Source organism: Streptomyces sp. NPDC056160, from assembly GCF_042268205.1.
Classification (GTDB): domain Bacteria; phylum Actinomycetota; class Actinomycetes; order Streptomycetales; family Streptomycetaceae; genus Streptomyces.
Map to the genome: position 1 here is coordinate 1 of NZ_JBHJUW010000148.1, position 20,936 is coordinate 20,936.

At 72.4% G+C, this 20,936-nt stretch carries 21 protein-coding genes and 1 riboswitch; of the genes, 15 read left to right on the forward strand and 6 right to left on the reverse strand.

Features of this window, described 5'->3' with window-relative positions; translation table 11 throughout:
- Window positions 1-293: 293 nt before the first annotated feature.
- Complete coding sequence (locus ACFC02_RS35345; RefSeq protein WP_376366131.1) at window positions 294-1,769, forward strand: amino acid permease; 1,476 nt, start codon at window positions 294-296, stop codon at window positions 1,767-1,769.
- 43 nt (window positions 1,770-1,812) lie between these two features.
- A complete protein-coding gene (locus ACFC02_RS35350; protein ID WP_360978133.1) occupies window positions 1,813-2,265 on the forward strand; it encodes an Lrp/AsnC family transcriptional regulator in 453 nt (150 codons plus the stop codon).
- Here ACFC02_RS35350 and ACFC02_RS35355 read toward each other — a convergent pair.
- Window positions 2,224-2,631, reverse strand: coding sequence for a hypothetical protein (locus ACFC02_RS35355; protein ID WP_376366133.1), 408 nt, complete (start codon window positions 2,629-2,631; stop codon window positions 2,224-2,226). The two genes, ACFC02_RS35350 and ACFC02_RS35355, sit on opposite strands and share 42 nt — an antisense overlap.
- 236 nt (window positions 2,632-2,867) lie before the next feature.
- Between ACFC02_RS35355 and ACFC02_RS35360 the strand changes: the two genes are divergently transcribed.
- Window positions 2,868-3,656: a carbon-nitrogen hydrolase family protein gene (locus ACFC02_RS35360; protein ID WP_376366135.1), complete on the forward strand. Its 789-nt coding sequence runs from the start codon at window positions 2,868-2,870 to the stop codon at window positions 3,654-3,656.
- A 75-nt stretch (window positions 3,657-3,731) separates the two neighbouring features.
- The gene (locus ACFC02_RS35365) at window positions 3,732-5,444 is read left to right on the forward strand and encodes a flavin monoamine oxidase family protein (protein ID WP_376366137.1); all 1,713 of its coding nucleotides are present in this window, start codon (window positions 3,732-3,734) and stop codon (window positions 5,442-5,444) included.
- 15 nt (window positions 5,445-5,459) lie between these two features.
- Here the strand turns inward: ACFC02_RS35365 and ACFC02_RS35370 are convergent, their stop codons facing one another.
- From ACFC02_RS35370 to ACFC02_RS35380, 3 genes are all read right to left on the reverse strand, one after another.
- Window positions 5,460-6,389: an LLM class F420-dependent oxidoreductase gene (locus tag ACFC02_RS35370; protein ID WP_376366139.1), complete on the reverse strand. Its 930-nt coding sequence runs from the start codon at window positions 6,387-6,389 to the stop codon at window positions 5,460-5,462.
- Between the two features lie 214 nt (window positions 6,390-6,603).
- On the reverse strand, window positions 6,604-7,299 hold the full coding sequence (locus ACFC02_RS35375; RefSeq protein ID WP_376366141.1) for a DUF5995 family protein: 696 nt from the start codon (window positions 7,297-7,299) through the stop codon (window positions 6,604-6,606).
- Between the two features lie 107 nt (window positions 7,300-7,406).
- On the reverse strand, window positions 7,407-8,864 hold the full coding sequence (locus tag ACFC02_RS35380) for a uracil-xanthine permease family protein (protein WP_376366143.1): 1,458 nt from the start codon (window positions 8,862-8,864) through the stop codon (window positions 7,407-7,409).
- 153 nt (window positions 8,865-9,017) lie between these two features.
- Between ACFC02_RS35380 and ACFC02_RS35385 the strand changes: the two genes are divergently transcribed.
- Window positions 9,018-9,476 (forward strand): acyl-CoA thioesterase, encoded by a 459-nt coding sequence (locus tag ACFC02_RS35385; protein WP_376366145.1) that lies wholly within the window; start codon window positions 9,018-9,020, stop codon window positions 9,474-9,476.
- Here ACFC02_RS35385 and ACFC02_RS35390 read toward each other — a convergent pair.
- A complete protein-coding gene (locus ACFC02_RS35390; protein WP_360978156.1) occupies window positions 9,436-10,647 on the reverse strand; it encodes an MFS transporter in 1,212 nt (403 codons plus the stop codon). The two genes, ACFC02_RS35385 and ACFC02_RS35390, sit on opposite strands and share 41 nt — an antisense overlap.
- Before the next feature lie 140 nt (window positions 10,648-10,787).
- Here ACFC02_RS35390 and ACFC02_RS35395 point away from each other — a divergent pair, with 140 nt between their 5' ends.
- Window positions 10,788-11,993, forward strand: a complete 1,206-nt coding sequence (locus ACFC02_RS35395) for an ROK family transcriptional regulator (RefSeq protein WP_376366148.1) — start codon at window positions 10,788-10,790, stop codon at window positions 11,991-11,993.
- Between the two features lie 64 nt (window positions 11,994-12,057).
- On the opposite strand, the gene ACFC02_RS35400 is transcribed toward ACFC02_RS35395, so the two are convergent.
- The gene (locus ACFC02_RS35400) at window positions 12,058-12,822 is read right to left on the reverse strand and encodes an SDR family oxidoreductase (RefSeq protein ID WP_376366150.1); all 765 of its coding nucleotides are present in this window, start codon (window positions 12,820-12,822) and stop codon (window positions 12,058-12,060) included.
- A 354-nt stretch (window positions 12,823-13,176) separates the two neighbouring features.
- A riboswitch (FMN riboswitch) is annotated at window positions 13,177-13,307 on the forward strand.
- 152 nt (window positions 13,308-13,459) lie between these two features.
- Between ACFC02_RS35400 and ACFC02_RS35405 the strand changes: the two genes are divergently transcribed.
- The 9 genes from ACFC02_RS35405 to ACFC02_RS35445 all read left to right on the forward strand — a co-directional run bounded on the left by ACFC02_RS35405 (window position 13,460) and on the right by ACFC02_RS35445 (window position 20,893).
- The gene (locus ACFC02_RS35405) at window positions 13,460-14,068 is read left to right on the forward strand and encodes a riboflavin synthase (protein ID WP_360978165.1); all 609 of its coding nucleotides are present in this window, start codon (window positions 13,460-13,462) and stop codon (window positions 14,066-14,068) included.
- The gene (locus ACFC02_RS35410; protein ID WP_376366152.1) at window positions 14,065-14,709 is read left to right on the forward strand and encodes a nicotinamide riboside transporter PnuC; all 645 of its coding nucleotides are present in this window, start codon (window positions 14,065-14,067) and stop codon (window positions 14,707-14,709) included. Before ACFC02_RS35405 ends, ACFC02_RS35410 begins: the two co-directional genes overlap by 4 nt.
- On the forward strand, window positions 14,706-15,995 hold the full coding sequence (locus tag ACFC02_RS35415; RefSeq protein WP_376366154.1) for a bifunctional 3,4-dihydroxy-2-butanone-4-phosphate synthase/GTP cyclohydrolase II: 1,290 nt from the start codon (window positions 14,706-14,708) through the stop codon (window positions 15,993-15,995). Before ACFC02_RS35410 ends, ACFC02_RS35415 begins: the two co-directional genes overlap by 4 nt.
- A 22-nt stretch (window positions 15,996-16,017) precedes the next feature.
- Window positions 16,018-16,503, forward strand: a complete 486-nt coding sequence (gene ribH, locus ACFC02_RS35420; protein ID WP_360978174.1) for a 6,7-dimethyl-8-ribityllumazine synthase — start codon at window positions 16,018-16,020, stop codon at window positions 16,501-16,503.
- 34 nt (window positions 16,504-16,537) lie between these two features.
- Window positions 16,538-16,810: a phosphoribosyl-ATP diphosphatase gene (locus tag ACFC02_RS35425; RefSeq protein WP_086730082.1), complete on the forward strand. Its 273-nt coding sequence runs from the start codon at window positions 16,538-16,540 to the stop codon at window positions 16,808-16,810.
- 53 nt (window positions 16,811-16,863) lie between these two features.
- Window positions 16,864-17,712, forward strand: a complete 849-nt coding sequence (hisG, locus tag ACFC02_RS35430; protein WP_376366157.1) for an ATP phosphoribosyltransferase — start codon at window positions 16,864-16,866, stop codon at window positions 17,710-17,712.
- Window positions 17,713-17,725: 13 nt separating this feature from the next.
- Window positions 17,726-18,208, forward strand: a complete 483-nt coding sequence (locus ACFC02_RS35435; protein ID WP_376366159.1) for a PH domain-containing protein — start codon at window positions 17,726-17,728, stop codon at window positions 18,206-18,208.
- Between the two features lie 247 nt (window positions 18,209-18,455).
- Window positions 18,456-19,802 carry a hemolysin family protein gene (locus tag ACFC02_RS35440; RefSeq protein ID WP_376366161.1) on the forward strand — a complete coding sequence of 449 codons (1,347 nt, stop codon included), beginning with the start codon at window positions 18,456-18,458 and terminating at the stop codon, window positions 19,800-19,802.
- Window positions 19,799-20,893, forward strand: a complete 1,095-nt coding sequence (locus ACFC02_RS35445) for a hemolysin family protein (protein ID WP_376366163.1) — start codon at window positions 19,799-19,801, stop codon at window positions 20,891-20,893. The genes ACFC02_RS35440 and ACFC02_RS35445 overlap by 4 nt, the downstream gene beginning before the upstream one ends.
- The last annotated feature ends 43 nt before the right edge of the window (window positions 20,894-20,936 follow it).

Sequence of the window (20,936 nt, forward strand, 5' to 3'; positions counted from 1 at the left end):
GTCCCGCTCACGGGACGCCGGGGGCCGTCGGCGTCCCGTGGCACACCGGGACACTCCCGCCCGTCCCGCGCGCAACGGTCCAAAGCGCCCGCGCAACGAACACCCGCGAGGGCCCCCGGAACGCAACGATCTTGCAGGTAGACGCAAGGTTGCTGCATTACGCTTGTGAAGCGCAGCCTCGTAGGGTCTGCGCTGTACGTGGCGTGGCAGGGACCCCGCTCGGTGGGTCCCCACGGGACGTGGTGCCACCGGTCCCCGCCGCTCGAAGAAATCGCAGCGACAAGGAGCCGCGCGTGCTCGACCAAGGCGCACCGCCGAACCGCACCCTCACCGTCCCCTCGTCCGTCGGTGCGCGCCTGATGCGTCGCAAGCCGGTGGAACGCCTGGTCGCCGAGGGTGGTCAGGGAGAGGGAGGCAGCCTCAGGCGGTCCCTGGGACTCTGGCAGCTCACCATGATCAGCATCGGTGCCACCCTGGGCACCGGCATCTTCGTGGTCCTCGGCGAGGCCGTCCCCAAGGCCGGCCCGGCCGTCACGATCTCCTTCGTGATCGCCGGTCTGACGGCCCTCTTCTCCGCCCTGTCCTACGCGGAGCTGGCCGGCACCATCCCGGTCTCCGGCTCCTCGTACTCGTACGCATACGCAACGATGGGCGAGCTGATCGCCTGGGTCTGCGGCTGGTGCCTCATCCTGGAGTACGGCGTGTCGGTGGCCGCCGTCGCCGTCGGCTGGGGCGAGTACCTCAACGAGCTGCTCAAGGGCACGATCGGCGTGACCATACCGGCGGCGCTGTCGGCCCCGCCCGGTGACGGCGGCGTCTTCAACCTGCCCGCGCTGATCGTCGTCCTGCTGGCGATGACCTTCCTGCTCGGCGGTGCCAAGGAGTCCGCGCGCGCCAACACGATCATGGTCTGTGTGAAGATCGCCGCCCTGGTGCTGTTCTGCGCGATCGGCGTCCAGGGCTTCCGCTCCGGCAACTACTCCCACTTCATGCCGCTCGGCATGGGCGGCGTGAGCGCGGCCGGCGCGACGCTCTTCTTCTCGTACATCGGCTTCGACGCCGCCTCCACGGCCGGTGAGGAGGCCAAGAACGCACAGCGCGACCTGCCCCGCGCGATCATGCTCTCCCTGGTGATCGTCACCGCGCTGTACGTCCTGGTCGCCGCCGTCGCCGTGGGCGCCAAGCCCTGGCGGCAGTTCAACGACTCGGAGGCGGCGCTCGCCCAGATCATGCGCGAGGTCACCGGCCAGAGCTTCTGGGGGACCCTGCTGGCCTTCTGCGCCGTCATCGCCATCGCCAGCGTCGTACTGACCGTGCTCTACGGCCAGACCCGCATCCTGTTCGCGATGTCCCGCGACGGCCTGGTGCCCAAGGCGTTCTCCCGCGTCCACCCGAAGTCGGGCGCCCCCCGGGTGAACACGGTCATCGTGTCCCTCTTCTGCGGGGTGCTGGCCGCCGCCATCCCGCTGGGACAGCTCGCGGACGCCACCAGCATCGGCACCCTCTTCGCCTTCGCCCTGGTCAACGTGGCCGTCGTGATGCTGCGCCGGACCCGTCCGAGCATGCACCGCACCTTCCGGGTGCCGCTGTCCCCGGTGCTGCCCGCGATCGGCTTCGTGCTGTGCGTGTGGATGATGGGCAGTCTGTCCACCGTCACCTGGGTGGTCTTCGGAATCTGGATGGCCGTCGGGCTCGTGTTCTACTTCGTGTACGGCTACCGCCGTTCCCGTCTGGCGGCTCCGGAGAGCCCCGCGACGGCAGCCCACTAGCCCCTCAGATCCGGTCCGAGCCCGAAGAAGTGACCCACACCCCGTGCTGAACGATCTCGACGAACACATCGTGCACGCCCTCGCCGAGGACGCCCGCCGCTCCTACGCGGACATCGGGCAGCTGATCGGCCTTTCCGCGCCCGCCGTCAAACGGCGCGTGGACCGGTTGCGCGCCACCGGCGCCATCACCGGCTTCACCGTCCGCGTCGACCCCGCGGCGCTCGGCTGGCAGACCGAGGGCTACGTGGAGATCTACTGCCGGAGCAACACCTCGCCGGAGACCATCCAGCGCGGCCTGGAGCGCTACCAGGAGGTCGTGGCCGCGTCCACCGTCACCGGTGACGCGGACGCGATCGCCCAGGTCTTCGCCGCCGACATGCGGCACTTCGAGCGGGTCCTGGAACGCATCGCGGGCGAGCCGTTCGTGGAGCGGACCAAGTCGGTCCTGGTCCTGTCACCCCTCCTGCGCCGCTTCTCCTCCGGCTCGCCCACCTGACCCCGGCGGCTGCTTCGCGGGATACACCGGGTGCCAGGGCAGCACCCGGAAGTCGCTGCTGCCCTTTTTGACGAACTCGAACGGTGCCCCGCCCAGGCACCGGGGCACGGTGAGCGTCTCGGTGTCCGGGCTCTCCCCCGTGTGGCTCTTCCAGGTGTGGCCGAGCCGGTCGTACGCGCCGTCGTCGGTGACCGTGATGCCGACCCGGTGCCCCTGGAACAGGGTGTCCGAGTCCGTCACCACACCCGTCATGACGGCCGTCCTCCCGCCCGTCGTCAGGCAGTCGACCCTGCCCCCGGCCCAGCCGTCCCTGCCGTGCAGACAGTGGCTGAACGAGAACGTGCCGTACGCCTTCGCGGGGTCCATGCCGTCCTTCGCCGCCAGATGCGGGCGGCACCCGTCCCCGCCGCACGGGGGGGGAGGAGGACCAGGCACGCGCTGCGAGCACGGCATCACTCCGAGGTGCAACGAATCGCCGTTCAGCCGCTTTTGGACGCAACGGATCGTCCACACGTGCGCAACGGCTCCCGCTTGTTCCGCGCAACCCTGCGCCCGTACCGTCTAACCGACCCCGAACCCCCGTTGACCGGCAAGGATCCCGCATGCGCACCGCCCTGCTCCAGAGCTCCGGCCGCCCCGGCTCCGTCGCGGACAACCTCAAGGTCCTCGACGCCGCGGCGGAGCGCGCCGCCGCGGCCGGGGCACGGCTGCTGGTGACGCCGGAGCTGTTCCTGACCGGGTACGCGATCGGCGACGGCATCGGCCGCCTGGCCGAGCCCGCCGACGGCGACTTCGCGGACGCCGTCGCCGACCTCGCCGGCCGGCACGGCCTCGCGGTCGGCTACGGCTACCCGGAGCGGGACGGCGGGGCCGTGTTCAACTCCGCGCAGCTGATATCGGCCGACGGCACCCGACTGGCGAACTACCGCAAGACCCACCTCTTCGGCTGCTTCGAGCGCGACCACTTCACGCCGGGTGAGCAGCCCGTCGTCCAGGCCGAGCTGGACGGTCTGACCGTCGGCATGATGATCTGCTACGACGTCGAGTTCCCGGAGAACGTCCGCGCCCACGCCCTCGCCGGCACCGACCTCCTCCTCGTGCCGACCGCGCAGATGCACCCGTACCAGTTCGTCGCCGAGTCGGTCGTGCCGGTGCGCGCCTTCGAGAACCAGATGTACGTCGCCTACGTCAACCGGGTCGGCCCGGAGGGCGAGTTCGAGTTCGTCGGCCTCTCGGCCCTGGCCGGCCCCGACGGGGTCGCCCGCACCCGCGCGGGCCGCGACGAGGAACTCCTCCTCGCGGACGTCGACCCGGCCTTCCTCGCCCGCTCCCGCGAGGCCAACCCGTACCTGCTCGACCGCCGCCCCGGTCTCTACGGGTTGCTCGGCTGAGGCCGGCCGAGGCACATCCCCGCACCCCGAACCCCGAACCCCCCGAAGCTTTCCCGTGCAAGGAGTCCGTACCCCATGACGTCCACCGTGCCCAACGCCGTCGAGCACGCAGACGAGCAGCAGCCGCCGATCACCATGTTCGGCCCGGACTTCCCGTACGCGTACGACGACTTCCTCGCCCACCCGGCGGGGCTCGGCCAGATACCCGCGACCGGGCACGGCACCGAGGTCGCGGTCATCGGCGGCGGCCTGTCCGGCATCGTGGCCGCCTACGAGCTGATGAAGATGGGCCTCAGGCCCGTCGTCTACGAGGCGGACCGGATCGGCGGCCGGCTGCGCACCGTAGGTTTCGAGGGCTGCGACCCCGCCCTCACCGCCGAGATGGGTGCGATGCGCTTCCCGCCGTCCTCCACGGCACTCCAGCACTACATCGACCTGGTGGGACTGGAGACCCGGCCCTTCCCGAACCCCCTCGCGGAGGCCACCCCGTCGACCGTCGTCGACCTCAAGGGCGAGTCGCACTACGCCGAGACGATCGACGACCTGCCGCAGGTCTACCGGGACGTCGCCGAGGCGTGGAACAAGTGCCTGGAGGAGGGGGCCGACTTCTCCGGCATGAACCGTGCTCTGCGCGAGCGCGACGTGCCGCGCATCCGCGAGATCTGGTCGAAGCTCGTCGAGAAGCTCGACAACCAGACCTTCTACGGCTTCCTGTGCGACTCCGAGGCCTTCAGGTCCTTCCGGCACCGGGAGATCTTCGGCCAGGTCGGCTTCGGCACCGGCGGCTGGGACACCGACTTCCCCAACTCCATCCTGGAGATCCTGCGCGTCGTCTACACCGAGGCCGACGACCACCACCGCGGCATCGTCGGCGGCTCGCAGCAGCTGCCGCTCCGACTGTGGGAGCGGGAGCCGGAGAAGATCGTCCACTGGCCGTACGGCACCTCGCTGAAGTCCCTGCACGCCGGCGGCGAGCCGCGCCCGGCCGTGACCCGGCTGCACCGCACCGCGGGCAACCGCATCACCGTGACGGACGCGGACGGCGACATCCGCACCTACCAGGCGGCGATCTTCACCGCCCAGTCCTGGATGCTGCTGTCCAAGATCCAGTGCGACGACGAGCTGTTCCCGATCGACCACTGGACGGCCATCGAGCGCACCCACTACATGGAGTCCAGCAAGCTCTTCGTCCCGGTCGACCGGCCGTTCTGGCTGGACAAGGCCGTCGACGACAGGGGAAATCCGACGGGCCGGGACGTCATGTCGATGACCCTCACCGACCGCATGACCCGCGGCACCTACCTCCTCGACGACGGCCCGGACAAGCCCGCCGTGATCTGCCTGTCGTACACCTGGTGCGACGACAGCCTCAAGTGGCTGCCGCTGTCCGCGAACGAGCGGATGGAGGTCATGCTCAAGTCGCTGTCGGAGATCTATCCGAACGTCGACATCAGGAAGCACGTCATCGGCAACCCGGTGACGGTCTCCTGGGAGAACGAGCCCTACTTCATGGGCGCGTTCAAGGCCAACCTGCCCGGCCACTACCGCTACCAGCGGCGCCTGTTCACGCACTTCATGCAGGAGGGGCTGCCCGAGGACAAGCGGGGCATCTTCCTCGCCGGCGACGACATCTCCTGGACGGCCGGCTGGGCCGAGGGCGCGATCCAGACCGCGCTGAACGCGGTCTGGGGCGTCATGCACCACTTCGGCGGGACCACCGACGCGACCAACCCGGGCCCCGGTGACGTCTTCGACGAGATCGCGCCCGTCGAACTGCCCGAGGACTGAGACCGGCGCGGGCTGTCACAGACCGGCCGCCCGCGCCTTCTCGTGCACCTCGGCGGCCACGTCCTTCAGCTCCTCGGCGTCGCGCAGGGTGCTCTGGAGATCGACCAGGACCTCCTGCATGCCCAGTTCGACGTAGCCGAACAGGTCCTCGACGATCTGGTCGGCACTGCCGTGGAAGGGCGGCCGGTCCGCGCCCTCGTGGGCCTTGGCCGAGTAGCGGGCGTTCGCCCGCAGCACGGTCCGGATCGGCTGCTGCCGGCCGCGCTCGGCGGCCAGGTCCTGCAACGCGTGCCACTGAGCGGCCACCTCGTCGATGCCCACGCTGGTCGGCAGCCAGCCGTCCGCGTGCTCCACGAGCCGTTCGCGCGCCCTGCGGGTGCCCGCGGCCAGCAGGACCGGGATCGGCCGGGCCGGTTTGGGGCCCACCACCGCCGAGTCGATCTCGGTGGTCGGGCCGTGGTGACGCACCGGGTCGGGGCCCCACACCGCCCGGCACACGTCGATCACCTCGTCCAGCACCCGGCCGCGCTCCTTGATCGGGCGGATGCCCGACGCGGCGTACTCGTCGAGGGACCAGCCCGTGCCGAAGCCCGCGATCACCCGGCCGCCGCTGGCCGCGTCCAGCGAGGCGAGGGTCCTCGCGAGCTGGAACGGCACGTGCAGCGGGGCCACCAGCACACTGGTGCCCAGGCCCACCCGTTCGGTGGCCGCCGCGGCCAGGGTGAGCGTGACCAGCGGGTCGGCCACGTGCCGGTAGGAGTCGGGCCAGGGCAGGCCCTCGATGCCGTAGAGCCCCTGGGTGGCGGGCTCCGGGAAGAGCGCCCGTTCGTACACCCAGAGGCTGTCGTAGCCGATGCCCTCCGCGGTGCGTGCCACGTCGGGCACGTCCTTGCCGAGGTCGTACTGACGGTTCTGCGGAAGGCCCAGTCCCAGACGGGTCGCCATGGCGGTGCGCTCCTTAGTGATCGCCGGTGATCGGTGGTGATCGACGGTGTCCACGGGTCAACGTACAGCGATCACACGGGAGTTCCGGGGAGCAGCGCGGAGTCCGGAAGCGGCCGGGGGGAAGTCCTGGCCCGGCGCCGCCGGGCCCCGGCGGCGGACGGCCGCACCTGGTGAACGGACGCCCGGCAGGGGCCGGTGGGCCGGGCCGGCCCGGTCAGCCGGGCAGCGGCGTGAGCATCATGCGTCCGGCGAAACCGACCGCCGCGTCCAGCCGCTGGGTGAACTCCTCGGCCACGTCGGGCAGCCGGCGCAGCGCCCACAGCGCCCGCGCGGCCGACCAGGCGGCGTCCCGCGCCCGCTCCAGGCTCCAGGCGCCGAGCAGATGGGTGAGCGGGTCGGCGATCTGGAGCAGGTCGGGGCCCGGCATCAGATCCTCGCGCACCCGCTCCTCCAGTGCGACGAGGAGGTCGCCCACGCGCTCGAAGTCGCCCTCCAGGCCGGCCGGTTCGCACCCCAGTGCCTCGCACGTGTCCACCACGGCGAGCGCCAGGTCGTGGCCGATGTGCGCGTTGACGCCTGCCAGCGCGAACTGCAGCGGCCGTACGCCCGGGTGCCGGCGCGACTGCAGGACCGGCCGCCAGCAGGCCGGGGCGCGCCGCTCCTCGGCCGCCGGGTCGACGGCGGTGAGATACCGCTCGGCGAACCGCACGTCCAGGGTGGTCGTGGCCCGCCGGTCGGCGAACCGCCCCGCCGCGAGGCGCCGGCCGACCTCCTCGGTGACCGCGAGGTAGACCCGGTTGAAGACCGCGACGCCGTCCCGCTCCGGCAGGGTGGCGGCCAGGTCGCGCATCCGCGCCACGACCGCGTCCACTGTGTCCGGACGACGGATGAGTTGTACCGATTGCCCCATGGGGGCAGGGTCCCAGGCCCGCACCGGTCCGGGTGCCGACCGGCCGGACACTTCCCCAGAACGGGGGAACGCGCGCGCGATCCGGGCCCGGACGCGGTGCCGTTCGCCTATGACGCGGTGCGTCCCGGCCCGCCGCTGCCGGCCTCCCCGGACCCGCCGGTGCCGGCCTGTCCCGGGGCGCCGCCTGCCTGCCCGGAGGCGTCGTACGACGACGTTCCCTCGTCCAGCAGCGGCTCCTGCTTCTTCAGGTGCGCCGGGGCGAAGGCGCGCAGGGCGTGGTAGCCGGTGATGACGACGACCGTGCCGAGCGCGATGCCGCTCAGGGAGAAGGTGTCGGTGAACTTCATGCTGACGTTGCCGACGCCGATGATGATGCCCGCCGCGGCCGGCACCAGGTTCAGCGGGTTGCGCAGGTCCACCCTGGCGTTGGTCCAGATCTGCGCGCCGAGCAGGCCGATCATGCCGTACAGGATGACGGTGATGCCGCCGAGGACACCGCCGGGGATCGCGGCGACGACGGCGCCGAACTTGGGGCAGACGCCGAACAGCAGCGCGAAGCACGCGGCGGCCCAGTAGGCGGCGGTCGAGTAGACGCGGGTGGCCGCCATCACGCCGATGTTCTCGGAGTAGGTGGTGTTGGGCGGGCCGCCCACCGCCGTGGAGATCATGGAGGCCACGCCGTCCGCCGAGATCGCCGTGCCCAGCTTGTCGTCGAGCGGGTCGCCGGTCATCTCGCCGACCGCCTTCACGTGTCCGGCGTTCTCGGCGACCAGCGCGATGACGACGGGCAACGCGACCAGGATCGCCGACCAGTGGAACGCCGGGCCGTGGAAGGAGGGCAGCCCGATCCAGTCGGCCTTGCCGACGCCGGAGAGGTCCAGGCGCCAGTGGTCGGTGAGCTTGCCCGACCCGTCCACGGAGTGGATCTTCCCGAAGACGCGGTCGAAGACCCAGGAGATGCCGTAGCCGAAGACCAGCCCGAGGAAGATCGCGATCCGGGACCAGAAACCCCGCAGGCAGACCACGGCCAGACCGGTGAACAGCATCACCAGCAGGGCCGTCCACTGGTCCTGCGGCCAGTAGGTGGAGGCGGTGACCGGGGCGAGGTTGAAGCCGATCAGCATCACGACCGCGCCGGTGACGATCGGCGGCATCGCGGCGTGGATGATCCGCGCCCCGAACCGCTGCACCGCCAGACCGACCAGGAACAGCACGACGCCCACGACGAAGACCGCGCCGGTCACGGTCGCGCTCGTGCCGCCCTGTGCCCGGATCACCGCCGCGACGCCCACGAACGAGAGCGAACAGCCCAGGTAGCTGGGCACCCGGCCGCGCGTGGCGAGCAGGAAGAGCACGGTCGCCACGCCCGACATCATGATCGCGAGGTTCGGGTCGAGGCCCATGAGCACGGGGGCCACGAAGGAGGCGCCGAACATGGCCACGACGTGCTGGGCGCCGAGCCCGACCGTGCGGGGCCAGGACAGCCGTTCGTCGGGCCGGACCACCGCTCCGGGTGCGGGCGTGCGCCCGTCACCGTGCAGTTTCCAGCGCACGCCGAGGTCCATGGTGGGGTTTCGCTTTCTCTGTACGTGAAGTCTGTCCAGACCATTGTGCGGGTGAGGAACGGCTGACCAGCACCTTCCCCGCCGGGTGTACTGAGCGACCGCTTAGAATGAGGGTCGATCCAGTACCCGGCCCGTACGTTCAGGAGCACCCCCGTGACCGCCGAAGCACCCGCCGCCCCCGCCCTGTCGTACGGGCGGCTGATCCCCGTCGCCGTCCACTTCGACGACCTGGACGCGCTCGGGCTGCTGCACAACGCCCGCTACCCGCTCATGGTCGAACGCGCCTGGTCCGGGCTGTGGCACGAGCACGGATTCCGCTTCGAGGGCGACTGGGTGGCCGCCGGGGACGCGTGCAACGCCGTCAAGGAACTGCGGATCAGCTACGAGGCACCGGTGACCCGGCCGGGCGAGTACGCCGTCCACCTGTGGCTGGACCGGCTCGGCACCACCGGACTGACCTACGGCTTCCGCTTCTGCTCGCCCGACGGCGCGCTGACGTACGCCCGCGGCAGCCGTGTCCTGGTCCGGCTCGACCCCGCCACGCTGCGGCCCGCGCCGTGGAGCGGGGAGTTCAGGGCCGCGGGTCGGGAACTGCTGCGCCCGGCCCCGTGACCCTGGGGCGGTCCCGGTCGCCCGCCCGCAGCACCCCGGCGAAGACCGCGAGGCCACATGCCAGCACGGTGACCAGGCCGAACGACACCACCAGGCTGGTCGCCTGGGCGAGACCGCCGATCGCGCCCGGGGCGATGAGGCCCGAGGTGTAGGTGATGGTCGCCACGCCCGCGATGGCCTGGCTGGGGTTCGGCCCGCTGCGGCCCGCCGCGGCGAAGCAGAGCGGGACGACGACCGCGATGCCCAGACCCATCAGGGCGAACCCGGTCATCGCCACCGCCGGATGCCCCGCCGCCACGACCAGCAGGCCCCCGGCGACGGCCAGGACCCCGCCGGCCCGCACCGTGCGCACCGAGCCGAACCGGTCCACCACCTTGTCGCCCGCGATCCGGGCGACGGCCATGGTGAAGGTGAAACCGGTGGTGCAGGCCGCGGCGAGCCCGGCCGAGGTCTCCAGCTGGTGGCGCAGGTACACCGCCGACCAGTCCAGGCTCGCGCCCTCCGCGAACACCGCGCAGAACCCGACCGCGCCGATCAGCAGCGCCGACTTCGGCGGCAGCGCGAACCGGGGCGGCGGCTCCTCGTCCTCGGCCGGCTGGAGGTCGAGGACCCAGGCGCAGGCGACGAAGCCGAGGACCGTCAGCACGGCCGCCGTCAGCTCGTGGTGCAGGCGGGCGTCCGCGCCCAGGTGCGCGGCGAGGGTGCCGGCCGCCGAACCGATGAGGGCGCCCGCGCTCCACATGCCGTGCAGCCCCGACATGATCGAGCGGCCGAGCCGGTTCTCCACCTCCACACCGAGCGCGTTCATCGCGACGTCCGACATGCCCGCCGAGGCGCCGTAGACGAACAGGGACAGGCAGAGGGTGAGCAGGTTCGGGGCGAGGGAGGGAAGGACCAGGGAGAGCGTCCACAGGGCCAGCAGGCCGCGCAGGGCGGCGCGGGCGCCGAAACGGTGGCTGATGCCGCCGGCCAGCGGCATCGCCAACGACGCGCCCAGCGCGGGGAACGCCAGGGCGAGGCCCAGCTGTCCGGCGCTGACCGAGGCGTGGTCCTGGATCCACGGCACCCGGGTGGCGAACGACCCCGTCACGGCGCCGTGCACGGCGAAGACGGCCGCCACGGCGTACCGGGCGCGTCTGACCTCGCGCTGCTGGTAGACCACTGCTGTCATTCTCGGGCCCCTCCCGGGCGTCTGCCGTGTCCCGCCGAGTCCTGCGGAGGTAAACTATCAGGGACCCTGCCTGATAGATAGGGGACCAACGGGCGGCCCAAGCCGCGGCCCCGCCCCACCGATCTGGAAGGATTCCCGGCATGCCCGCATCCCCGAGCACCGCCCGGGCCATCAACGACCGGCTCGCCCTGCGCCTGCTGCAGCAGGAAGGGCCGTTGACGGCGGGGCAGTTGAAGCAGCTGACCGGACTGTCCCGGCCGACCGTCGCCGACCTGGTCGAGCGCCTGACGGTCTCCGGTCTGATCACCGTGGTGGGGGAGTCGGGGGAGCAACGGCGCGGCCCCAACGCCCGGCTGTACGGCATCGTCGCCGACCGCGCCCACCTGGCCGCCCTCGACGTGCGCACCGACAGCGTCGCCGTGACCGTCTGCGACCTGCTCGGGCGGGAGCTGGCCGCCGCGTCGGTGCCGATCGGCCCGGACACCGGGACCGGGCCCGCCGTCGAACAGGCGGTCACCCTCGTGGAACGGGCGGCCAAGGAGGCGGGGGCGGAGCGGCTGCACACCGTCGGCATCGGCGCGCCCGGCCTGATCGACCCGGCCACGGGCGAACTGCGCGAGACCACCGGGTTGCCCGAGTGGCACCGCCGGCTGGTGGCCGCGCTGCAGGAGCGGCTGCCGTGGGCGCGCGTCATCGTCGAGAACGAGACCAACCTCGCCGCGCTGGCCGAACAGCGCGACGGGGTCGCCCGGGGGCGGGACACCTTCGTCCTGCTGTGGCTCGGCCACGGCGCCGGTGCCGCCGTGGTCCTGGACGGTGCGCTGCGGCACGGTGCCTCCGGCGGCACGGGCGAGATCGGCTTCCTGCCCGTGCCCGGCACCGGCGGCCTGCCCTCGGCCACGGACTGCGCGGGCGGCTTCCACTCGCTGGCCGGCTCGGCGGCGGTGGTGGAACTGGCCGGCGCGTACGGACTTGCCGCGGCGGCGACGGGACGCGAACCGGCCGCCGCCCACCTGGTGCGGGCCGCGGTGCGCGCGGACACGCCCCGGGCCGCCGAGTTCCTGGACGTCCTCGCCGACCGGCTGGCCCTCGGCGCCGCCTCCGTGGTGGCCGTGCTGGACCCCGGGTGCGTGGTGCTGGGCGGGGAGATCGGGCGGGCCGGGGGAGACGCGCTCGCCGCGCGCGTGGCGAGCCGCGTCGCCCGCATGTCACCGCTGCCCACGCAGGTGCGTGCGAGCACGCTGGGGGGCGGGGCGGTGCTGCGCGGCGCGCTCCTGACGGCGCGGGACAGCGCCCAGGAGATCCTGTTCACGCCCCCGGGCCCGGCCGGCCCGCCGCCCCGCTGAGCAACGCGGAACCACGGCGGCCGCGCCGGGCGCCGGTCCGCGTCCGGCGCGCCGCCCGCGCGGTTCAGTCCCGCCGTCCCGTCTCGAAGCGGGGGCCGAAGCGGGCCGTGAGGTACTCCTCGAAGGTGCGGCTGCCGACGGCCTGACGCGGCGCCAGGTGCTCGCCCTCGCGAAGGCCCCGGTAGGCGCGGCCCGGCAGCGGCAGGCTCAGGAGCGGCCGGTGGCGGGCCGTGGCCCTGAGGTAGGCGCGGGCCAGGGACTCGACGGGGCGCACCTCGGGGCCGCCCATGTCCGGCACCCGGCCCGCCGGCGCGCCCACCGCCAGTGCGGCCAGCCGTCCGGCGACCTCGGCGGCCTCGACCGGCTGCTCCCGTACGCCCGCCGGGAGCAGCATGACGGGCGGCCTGGCCAGGCGTTCGAAGAAGGACGCCAGGACGTCGTGGGCCCGGGTGGTGCGCAGCACGGTCCAGCCCAGGCCCGACTCCTCGACCAGCCGCTCCACCGCCCGCCTGCTCCGGTAGGGGCCGAGCGGCACCCGGCCCGCGCCCACGACGGAGACGAGCACCAGGTGACCCACCCCGGCCCTGCGCGCCGCCGCGATCAGGTGGGCGGCGCCCTCCTCCTCGCCGCGGGGCGCGCCCGCACAGTGCACGACCGTGTCCGCGCCGGCCACGGCCGCGTCCAGCGCCGGACCACCCTCGCGCAACTCGGCGGCGTGCGGCCGGGCGTCCGGGCCGAGCGCCCGGACCTCGTGCCCGTCCGCCCGCAGCCGCTCCACGACCGGCCGGCCGAGGGTTCCGGTCCCACCGGTCACCAGGATCGTGGTCATGCCGTTCAGCCCCTTCGGACGGCGCCTCCGGACGGCCCCCGTGGTGCCCCTGCGCACGGGCGGGGCCCATGGGCCTACGAGATCCAGCTTCTCCGGCTCCGGCGGCGACCGCACCCGCACCTCATCCGTGGAACTCTCTTGGCACGCGCACCTGTTGACCCTAGTGGTCTAGTCCTTTTAGGGTCTGACTCCTGCACAGGCCGGCCCGGCGGCGGTGACGACGGCCCTTGCCCGCCGCCGGGCCTCTCACCCGCTCCCGCGCGACCGGGTCGGCAACGCTCTCTGTGATCGAGCCCACACCGATCGTCCGTATGGACGCCGACCGCACGTGGCACACTGGCCCTGTACCAGTAGCAGCGCACTCCGGGGTCGGTGAAAGTCCGAACCGGCGGTTACAGTCCGCGACCCGGTCGCTTCCAGCGGCCGGTTGACCAGGTGAAATTCCTGGACCGACGGTTAAAGTCCGGATGGGAGGCAGTGCGCGGCGAGCGGGCACATCTGTGCGCGTCGCCGTCTACGGGCCCGTCCGCGCGACGGGTTCCGCTCCGGCGCCGACGCCCCCGTGTGCTCGTTCGTGTGCTCTGCCGTCGTCGGCAGCCCCGGAGTCCGTGCCCGAAGAGGCAGGAGGACCCGGGAAGTGTTCACCGGAATCGTCGAAGAGCTGGGCGAGGTCACCGCCGTCGAGGACCTCGGCGACGCCGCTCGCTTCCGCCTCCGCGGCCCCGTCGTCACCGAGGGCGCGCAGCACGGCGACTCCATCGCCGTGAACGGCGTCTGTCTCACCGTCGTGGACCACGAGGGCGACGAGTTCACCGCCGACGTCATGGCGGAGACCCTCGAACGCTCCAGCCTCGGTGCCCTCACCCCCGGCTCCCGCGTCAACCTCGAACGCCCCACCGCCGTCGGCGCCCGCCTCGGCGGTCACATCGTCCAGGGCCACGTCGACGGCACCGGCACGATCCTGGAGCGCACCCCCTCGGAGCACTGGGAGATCGTGCGGATCGCGCTCCCCGCGGATCTCGCCCGCTACGTCGTGGAGAAGGGCTCCATCACCGTCGACGGCATCAGCCTCACCGTCGTCGAGGCGGGCGCCGGGCACTTCACCGTCAGCCTCATCCCGACCACCCTCGCGCTGACCACCCTCGGGCTCAAGCAGCCCGGAGAGCCGGTCAACCTGGAAGTGGACGTCGTCGCCAAGTACGTCGAGCGGCTGCTCGGCGACCGGATCGCGGGGGCCGGCCGGTGAACTGGCTCAACTCCGAGGCGTTCACCGTATTCGGCCAGCACATCAAGTGGTCCGACATGATCGGCAACGTCATCGGTCTGCTCGGCCTGGCGTTCGGCTGGCGGCGCTCCATATGGAGCTGGCCCACCCAGTTCCTGTCCGGCGTGATCCTCTTCGCCGCCTTCGCCACCGCCCACCTGTCCGGCAGCGCGGGCAAGCAGATCGTCGTCATGGTCGTCGCCGTCTACGGCTGGTGGCAGTGGAACCGCGGCAGTGGCGCGGCGGAGGACGGCCACATCGCCGTCCGGTTCGCCACCTGGCGCGAGCGTGCGGCCCTGCTCGCCACCGCCGCCGTCGGCACGGTCGCGGTCGCCGCCCTTTTCGAGGCCCACCCGTCCCTGTCCTGGGACCCCTGGCCCGACGCCTACATCTTCGTCGGCACCGTCGTCGCCATGTACGCGCAGGCACGCGGCATGGTCGAGTTCTGGTTCGCCTGGCTGCTCGTCGACGCCGTCGGTGTCCCCCTCAACTTCGCCAACGGCTTCGCCTTCTCCGGCTTCGTCTACGTCATCTACGGCGCGCTCGTCCTGTGGGGCATGCGCGACTGGTGGCTGCGCTCCCGCCAGGGCGCGCGGCCCGTCCCGGAAGGAGCGCCCGCATGACTGCGGCACCCGTCCTGTACAGCACCGACGACATCGAGGACTTCGCGCTCGACCCGATCGAGCAGGCCGTCGCCGACATCGCGGCCGGCCGCCCGGTCGTGGTCGTCGACGACGAGAACCGCGAGAACGAGGGCGACCTCGTCGTAGCCGCGGAGAAGGCCACCCCCGAGATCGTCGCCTTCATGATGAGCGAGTGCCGCGGGCTGATCTGCGCCCCCATGGAGGGCGAGCAACTCGACCGGCTGCACCTGCCGCAGATGGTCGAGGACAACACCGAGTCGATGAAGACCGCGTTCACGGTCTCCGTCGACGCCACCGCCGCGCACGGCGTGACCACCGGCATCTCCGCCGCCGACCGCGCCACCACCCTCCAGCTCCTGGCGAGCGGCACCGCCGAACCCGGCGACCTCGTCCGGCCCGGCCACGTCTTCCCGCTGCGCGCCAGGCCCGGTGGCGTCCTCGTCCGCGACGGCCACACCGAGGCCGCCGTCGACCTCGCCCGGCTCGCTGGCCTGCGCCCGGCCGGTGCCATCGTCGAGATCGCCGGCGAGGACGGCCGCATGCTCCGCCTGCCCGAGCTGCTCCTCTTCGCCCGCAAGCACGGCCTGACGATCATCTCCATCGAGGACCTGATCGCCTACCGGCGCGGCAGCGAACCCACGGTCCGCCGCGAGGCAGAGGTCAGCCTCCCCACCGCGCACGGCACCTTCACCGCACACGGCTTCCGCTCCACCGTGGACGGCGTGGAACACGTCGCCCTCGTGCACGGCGAGATCGGCGACGGCGACGACGTCCTCGTCCGGGTCCACTCCGAATGCCTGACCGGGGACGTCTTCGGCTCCCTGCGCTGCGACTGCGGCCCCCAGCTGGACGCCTCCCTGGAGCGCATCCAGCGCGAGGGCAGGGGTGTCGTGGTCTACCTGCGCGGCCACGAGGGGCGCGGCATCGGCCTGATGTCCAAGCTGCGCGCCTACGAACTCCAGGAGCGGGGCCGCGACACCCTCGACGCCAACCTCGAACTCGGCCTGCCCGCCGACGCCCGCGACTACGGCGCCGGCGCGCAGATCCTCAAGGACCTCGGAGTGCGCGGCGTCCGCCTGATGACCAACAACCCCGACAAGGCCGACGCGCTCCTGCGCCACGGCATCAAGGTCACCGGCCGGGAGCCCATGCCCGTCCAGGCCGGCGAGCACAACCTCCGCTACCTGCGCACCAAGCGGGACCGGATGGGGCACGACCTGCCCTGGCTGGACGCGTCCACCGCGTCCACCTGCGGCAACCAGTAACGACACAGCACTGAGGAGACACGTGAGCGGCAAGGGTGCACCGGATCTGTCCGTCCGGAACGTCGGGGACCTCAGGGTCGCCGTCATCGCGGCACAGTGGCACGAGAAGGTGATGGACGGACTGGTGGACGGCGCCCTGCGCGCCCTGCACGAACTGGGGATCGACGAGCCCACCCTGCTCCGGGTCCCCGGCAGCTTCGAACTGCCGGTGGTGGCGAAGGTCCTCGCCGGCCGCGGCTACGACGCGATCGTCGCCCTCGGCGTCGTCATCCGCGGCGGCACCCCCCACTTCGACTACGTCTGCCAGGGCGTCACCCAGGGCCTGACCCAGGTCTCCGTGGACACCGGGGTCCCCGTCGGCTTCGGCGTACTGACCTGTGACGACGAGCAGCAGGCCCTGGACCGGGCCGGCCTGGAGGGCTCCAGGGAGGACAAGGGCCACGAGGCGGTCACCGCAGCGGTGGCGACCGCGGCCACGCTGCGTTCAGTATCCGAACCCTGGCGGTGACCAGCGACCCGGAGCGCGTAGGGTTAGCAGCACCATGTCCAAGAAGACGTTCGAGGAGCTGTTCACCGAGCTCCAGCAGAAGGCCGCCAACGGCGACCCCGCCACCTCCCGCACCGCCGAACTGGTCGGCAAGGGTGTCCATGCCATCGGCAAGAAGGTCGTCGAGGAGGCCGCCGAGGTCTGGATGGCCGCCGAGCACGAGGGCAAGGAGGCGGCCGCCGAGGAGATCTCGCAGCTGCTGTACCACGTTCAGGTGATGATGGTCGCCCGCGGCATCTCGCTGGACGACGTCTACGCCCACCTGTGATCCGCCCGCTCCAAGAGCCGTACACACCCCCTCACGCGAAGGAAGCCGACCTCATGCTGCGCATCGCCGTCCCCAACAAGGGTTCACTCTCCGGCCCTGCGGCGGACATGCTGCATGAGGCCGGCTACCAGCAGCGGCGCGAGTCCAAGGAACTGCGGATCGTCGACCCGGCCAACGAGGTCGAGTTCTTCTACCTCCGCCCCCGCGACATCGCGATCTACGTCTCCTCCGGCCGCCTCGACATCGGCATCACCGGCCGCGACCTGCTCGTGGACTCCGGAGCCAACGCGGAGGAGATCCTCCCGCTCGGCTTCGCCCGCTCCACCTTCCGCTTCGCCTCCAAGCCCGGCACCGCGCACGGCGTCGGCGACCTGAACGGCAAGACGGTCGCCACCTCCTACGAGGGCATCGTCGCCAAGCACCTCGCCGACAGCGGCGTCGACGCCTCCGTCGTCCACCTCGACGGCGCGGTGGAGACCGCGATCGAGCTGGGCGTCGCCGAGGTCATCGCCGACGTCGTGGAGACCGGCACCAGCCTGCGCAACGCGGGTCTGGAGGTCTTCGGCGAGCCGATCATGAAGTCCGAGGCGATCGTCGTCCGCCGCACCGGCGCGGACGCCGAGGAACCCAAGGTGCAGCAGTTCCTGCGCCGCCTCCAGGGCGTCCTGGTGGCCCGGACGTACGTGATGATGGACTACGACTGCCGGGTCGAGCAGCTGGAGAAGGCCGTCGCGCTGACCCCGGGCCTGGAGTCCCCGACCGTCTCCCCGCTGCACAACGAGGGCTGGGTCGCCGTCCGCGCCATGGTCCCCGCCAAGGACGCCCAGCGGATCATGGACGACCTGTACGCCATCGGCGCCCGCGCCATCCTGACCACGGCCATCCACGCCTGCCGCCTCTGAGGACGACCGACCGATGTCCGACCTCCCTCCCGCCCTCCCCGTCACCTTCCGGCCCGGGCACACCCGCGCGGTGCTGCTCACGGCCGGGGTCGCGATCTTCGTCGTGATCGCGGCGGTGGCGGTGCTCCTGGAGCAACTCACCCCAGGCGAGCGCATCAGTTTCGTCTTCACCGGCGCCCTCCTCTTCGGCGTGCTGGCGCTGCTGGCCCGGCCCAAGGTGGTCGCCGACGACTCCGGCATCACCGTGGTGAACATCACCTCCAAGCGGCACCTGGAGTGGGCGGAGGTCATCCAGGTGAATCTGCGCCCCGGCGACCCCTGGGTCTTCCTCAACCTGAGCGACGGCACCAGCCTGCCCACCCTGGGCATCCAGCCCGGTATCGCCAGGCAGCGCGCCATCGCCGACGCCCGCACCCTGCGCGCGCTCGTCGACGCCCGCGCCGTCCACGACCCGGAGCAGGCCCGGGGGACGGGCCCCGGATCCGTCTCGGGGTGACCCTCCGGGCCGACTCGGGGGCCTCCGCCCTGACGCAGTCGGCCCGGTCTTGATTAATCTGGTGGCGGAGACGTTTCGCTGCGTCTCCGCCCCTGAGCCCCGACCGGTGCCAGGGGTTCCTGCTACCCGAGGAGTGACTCCCTCCGGCGATGGACGGATCGTCCTGCAGTACCTGCGCCGCCCCCTGCCGACATAGCGCGCACCGCGAGCAAGCGGTCCGCGCGCACACTCAGGCGGCGGCATCATCATGACCATCCCCCTGCTGCTCCTCGGAGCGGCTTTCGTGCTGATTCTCGCCAACGGCTTCTTCGTCGCGGCCGAGTTCGGCCTGGTGACCGTCGAGCGCCCCGACGCCGAGAAGGCCGCCGCCGACGGCGACCGACGGGCCCGTACGGTCGTCGAGTCGCTGGGCGAGCTGTCCTTCCAGCTCTCCGGCACCCAGCTCGGCATCACCATCACCTCCCTCGTCGTCGGCATGCTCGCCGAACCGGCGCTGGCCGAGCTGCTGCACGGCCCCCTCGCCGCGACCGGCCTGCCCGAGGGCGCCGTCTCCGGCGTCGCCGTGGTGGTCGGCATGCTGCTCGCCTCCGCCCTGCAGATGGTGATCGGCGAGCTGGTGCCCAAGAACTGGGCGGTCTCCCGGCCGCTGCAGGTCGCTCGCTTCGTCGCCGGCCCGCAGCACCACTTCTCGCGCCTGTTCCGCCCGGTGATCGCCGCCCTGAACACGGTGGCCAACCGTCTGGTACGGGCGCTGGGCGTCGAGCCCGCCGACGAGCTGGCCTCCGCCCGCACCCCGGGCGAGCTGGTCTCGCTGGCCCGGCACTCCGCCCAGGCCGGCGCCCTGGAACAGGACACGGCCGACCTGTTCGTCCGCACCCTCTCCCTGGGCGACCTGACCGCGCAGCACGTCATGACACCGCGCGTGAAGGTCAGCGCCCTGCAGTTCTCCGCGACCGCCGAGGACGTGGTCAACCTCACCCGGGCCACCGGCCTGTCCCGCTTCCCCGTCTACCAGGAGAAGATCGACGAGGTGGTGGGCATGGCCCATCTCAAGGACGCCCTCGCGGTCCCCGCGCACGAACGGCTGCGCACCCCCGTCGGCCGCATCGCCCGGCCCGCGCTGCTGGTCCCCGAGACCCTGCCCGTGCAGCCGCTGCTCGCGCAGCTGCGCAGTGAGCAGCCCATCGCGGTCGTCGTCGACGAGTACGGCGGCACGGCGGGCGTCGTGACCCTGGAGGACATCGTCGAGGAACTCGTCGGCGAGGTCCGCGACGAGCACGACGCCAAGGACGTGCCCGAACTCGCCCCCGCCCCGCCGGAGGACGGCCGGCCCGCCTGGGACGCCGACGGCGGCTGCCGGGTCGACCTGCTCCGGCGCATCGGCCTGGACGTGCCCGAAGGCCCGTACGAGACCGTCGCCGGACTCGTCGCCGACCTGCTGGGCCGCATCCCGGCCCCTGGCGACAAGGCCGAACTGCCGGGCTGGCGGCTGTCCGTGCGCCAGGTCGGCCACTACCGCGCCGAACGGGTCCGCCTCGTGCGCACGGCCACCTCGAGCCCCACCGCCGAGGCCCTGACGGAGGCCGCCCGATGAGCGTGCTCCAACTGGTCCTCGCCGCGCTGCTCGTGCTCGTCAACGGCTTCTTCGTCGGCGCCGAGTTCGCGCTCGTCTCCGTCCGCCGCAGCCAGATCGAACCGCTCGGCACCGCCCGCGCCCGCCAGGTCCTGCACGGCCTGGAGCGGCTGCCGCAGATGATGGCCGCCGCCCAGTTCGGCATCACCGTCTGCTCGCTGACCCTGGGCGCCGTCGCCGAACCGACGGTGGCGCGGCTGCTGGAACCGGTCTTCGCCCGGATGCACCTGCCCGACGGCATGGTGCACCCGCTGGGCTACGTCATCGCGCTGGCGGCCGTGGTCTTCTTCCACCTCGTCATCGGCGAGATGGTGCCGAAGAACCTCGCGATGGCCGCGCCGGAGAAGGCCGCGCTGTGGCTCGCCCCCGGCCTGGTCGCCTTCGCCCGCGTCTGCAAGCCCGTCACCGTCGCGCTCGGCGCCTGTGCCCAGGGCATCCTGCGGCTCTTCCGCGTCGAACCCAAGGACGAGGTCGAGGCCGTCTTCACCAGCGAGCAGCTCAACCGGCTCGTGGAGGACTCCGGGCAGGCCGGACTCCTCGACCCCGAGGAGCAGGAGCGCCTGGAGGACGCGCTGGAGCTGGGCTCCCGGCCCGTCCTCGACGTGCTGCTGCGCCGCGACGCGCTGGTCACCGTCAGCCCGTCGGTCACCCCCGGCGAGATCGTCGCGCTCACCGCCCGCACCGGGTACTCCCGCTTCCCGGTCGCCGCGGAGAACGGCGCCGTCATGGGGTACCTGCACGTCAAGGACGTTCTCGACCTGGAGGACTCCGACCGGGCCGTGCCGCAGCGGATATGGCGCCCGATGGCCACGCTCAGGTCCGAGCTGCCGCTGGACGACGCCCTGACGGTGATGCGCCGTGCGGCCACCCACCTGGCCCAGGTCGCGGACGCCTCCGGCAGGGTCCTCGGCGTGGTGGCGCTGGAGGACGTCCTGGAACTCCTCGTCGGCGAGGTCCGCGACCCCGCCCACCGGCCGGTCCCGGAGGTCCGCCTCACCGAGCCCCGCGAGAGCGGGGAACCGGAACAGGCGGAACAGGCCCTGGCCACCTGAGCCCGCCCCTCCACCGCGCGCCCACGGCCGCCCGGCCGTGGGC

Coding starts and splice junctions, on each gene's coding strand:
- ACFC02_RS35435 (WP_376366159.1), top strand. CDS start 17,726: ATGTCCGACCTCCCTCCCGCCCTCCCCGTCACCTTCCGGCCCGGGCAC.
- ACFC02_RS35390 (WP_360978156.1), bottom strand. CDS start 10,647: ATGACAGCAGTGGTCTACCAGCAGCGCGAGGTCAGACGCGCCCGGTAC.
- ACFC02_RS35445 (WP_376366163.1), top strand. CDS start 19,799: ATGAGCGTGCTCCAACTGGTCCTCGCCGCGCTGCTCGTGCTCGTCAAC.
- ACFC02_RS35375 (WP_376366141.1), bottom strand. CDS start 7,299: ATGGGGCAATCGGTACAACTCATCCGTCGTCCGGACACAGTGGACGCG.
- ACFC02_RS35400 (WP_376366150.1), bottom strand. CDS start 12,822: ATGACCACGATCCTGGTGACCGGTGGGACCGGAACCCTCGGCCGGCCG.
- ACFC02_RS35355 (WP_376366133.1), bottom strand. CDS start 2,631: ATGGACCCCGCGAAGGCGTACGGCACGTTCTCGTTCAGCCACTGTCTG.
- ACFC02_RS35395 (WP_376366148.1), top strand. CDS start 10,788: ATGCCCGCATCCCCGAGCACCGCCCGGGCCATCAACGACCGGCTCGCC.
- ACFC02_RS35425 (WP_086730082.1), top strand. CDS start 16,538: ATGTCCAAGAAGACGTTCGAGGAGCTGTTCACCGAGCTCCAGCAGAAG.
- ACFC02_RS35440 (WP_376366161.1), top strand. CDS start 18,456: ATGACCATCCCCCTGCTGCTCCTCGGAGCGGCTTTCGTGCTGATTCTC.
- ACFC02_RS35380 (WP_376366143.1), bottom strand. CDS start 8,864: ATGGACCTCGGCGTGCGCTGGAAACTGCACGGTGACGGGCGCACGCCC.
- ACFC02_RS35415 (WP_376366154.1), top strand. CDS start 14,706: ATGACTGCGGCACCCGTCCTGTACAGCACCGACGACATCGAGGACTTC.
- ACFC02_RS35365 (WP_376366137.1), top strand. CDS start 3,732: ATGACGTCCACCGTGCCCAACGCCGTCGAGCACGCAGACGAGCAGCAG.
- ACFC02_RS35370 (WP_376366139.1), bottom strand. CDS start 6,389: ATGGCGACCCGTCTGGGACTGGGCCTTCCGCAGAACCGTCAGTACGAC.
- ACFC02_RS35360 (WP_376366135.1), top strand. CDS start 2,868: ATGCGCACCGCCCTGCTCCAGAGCTCCGGCCGCCCCGGCTCCGTCGCG.
- hisG (WP_376366157.1), top strand. CDS start 16,864: ATGCTGCGCATCGCCGTCCCCAACAAGGGTTCACTCTCCGGCCCTGCG.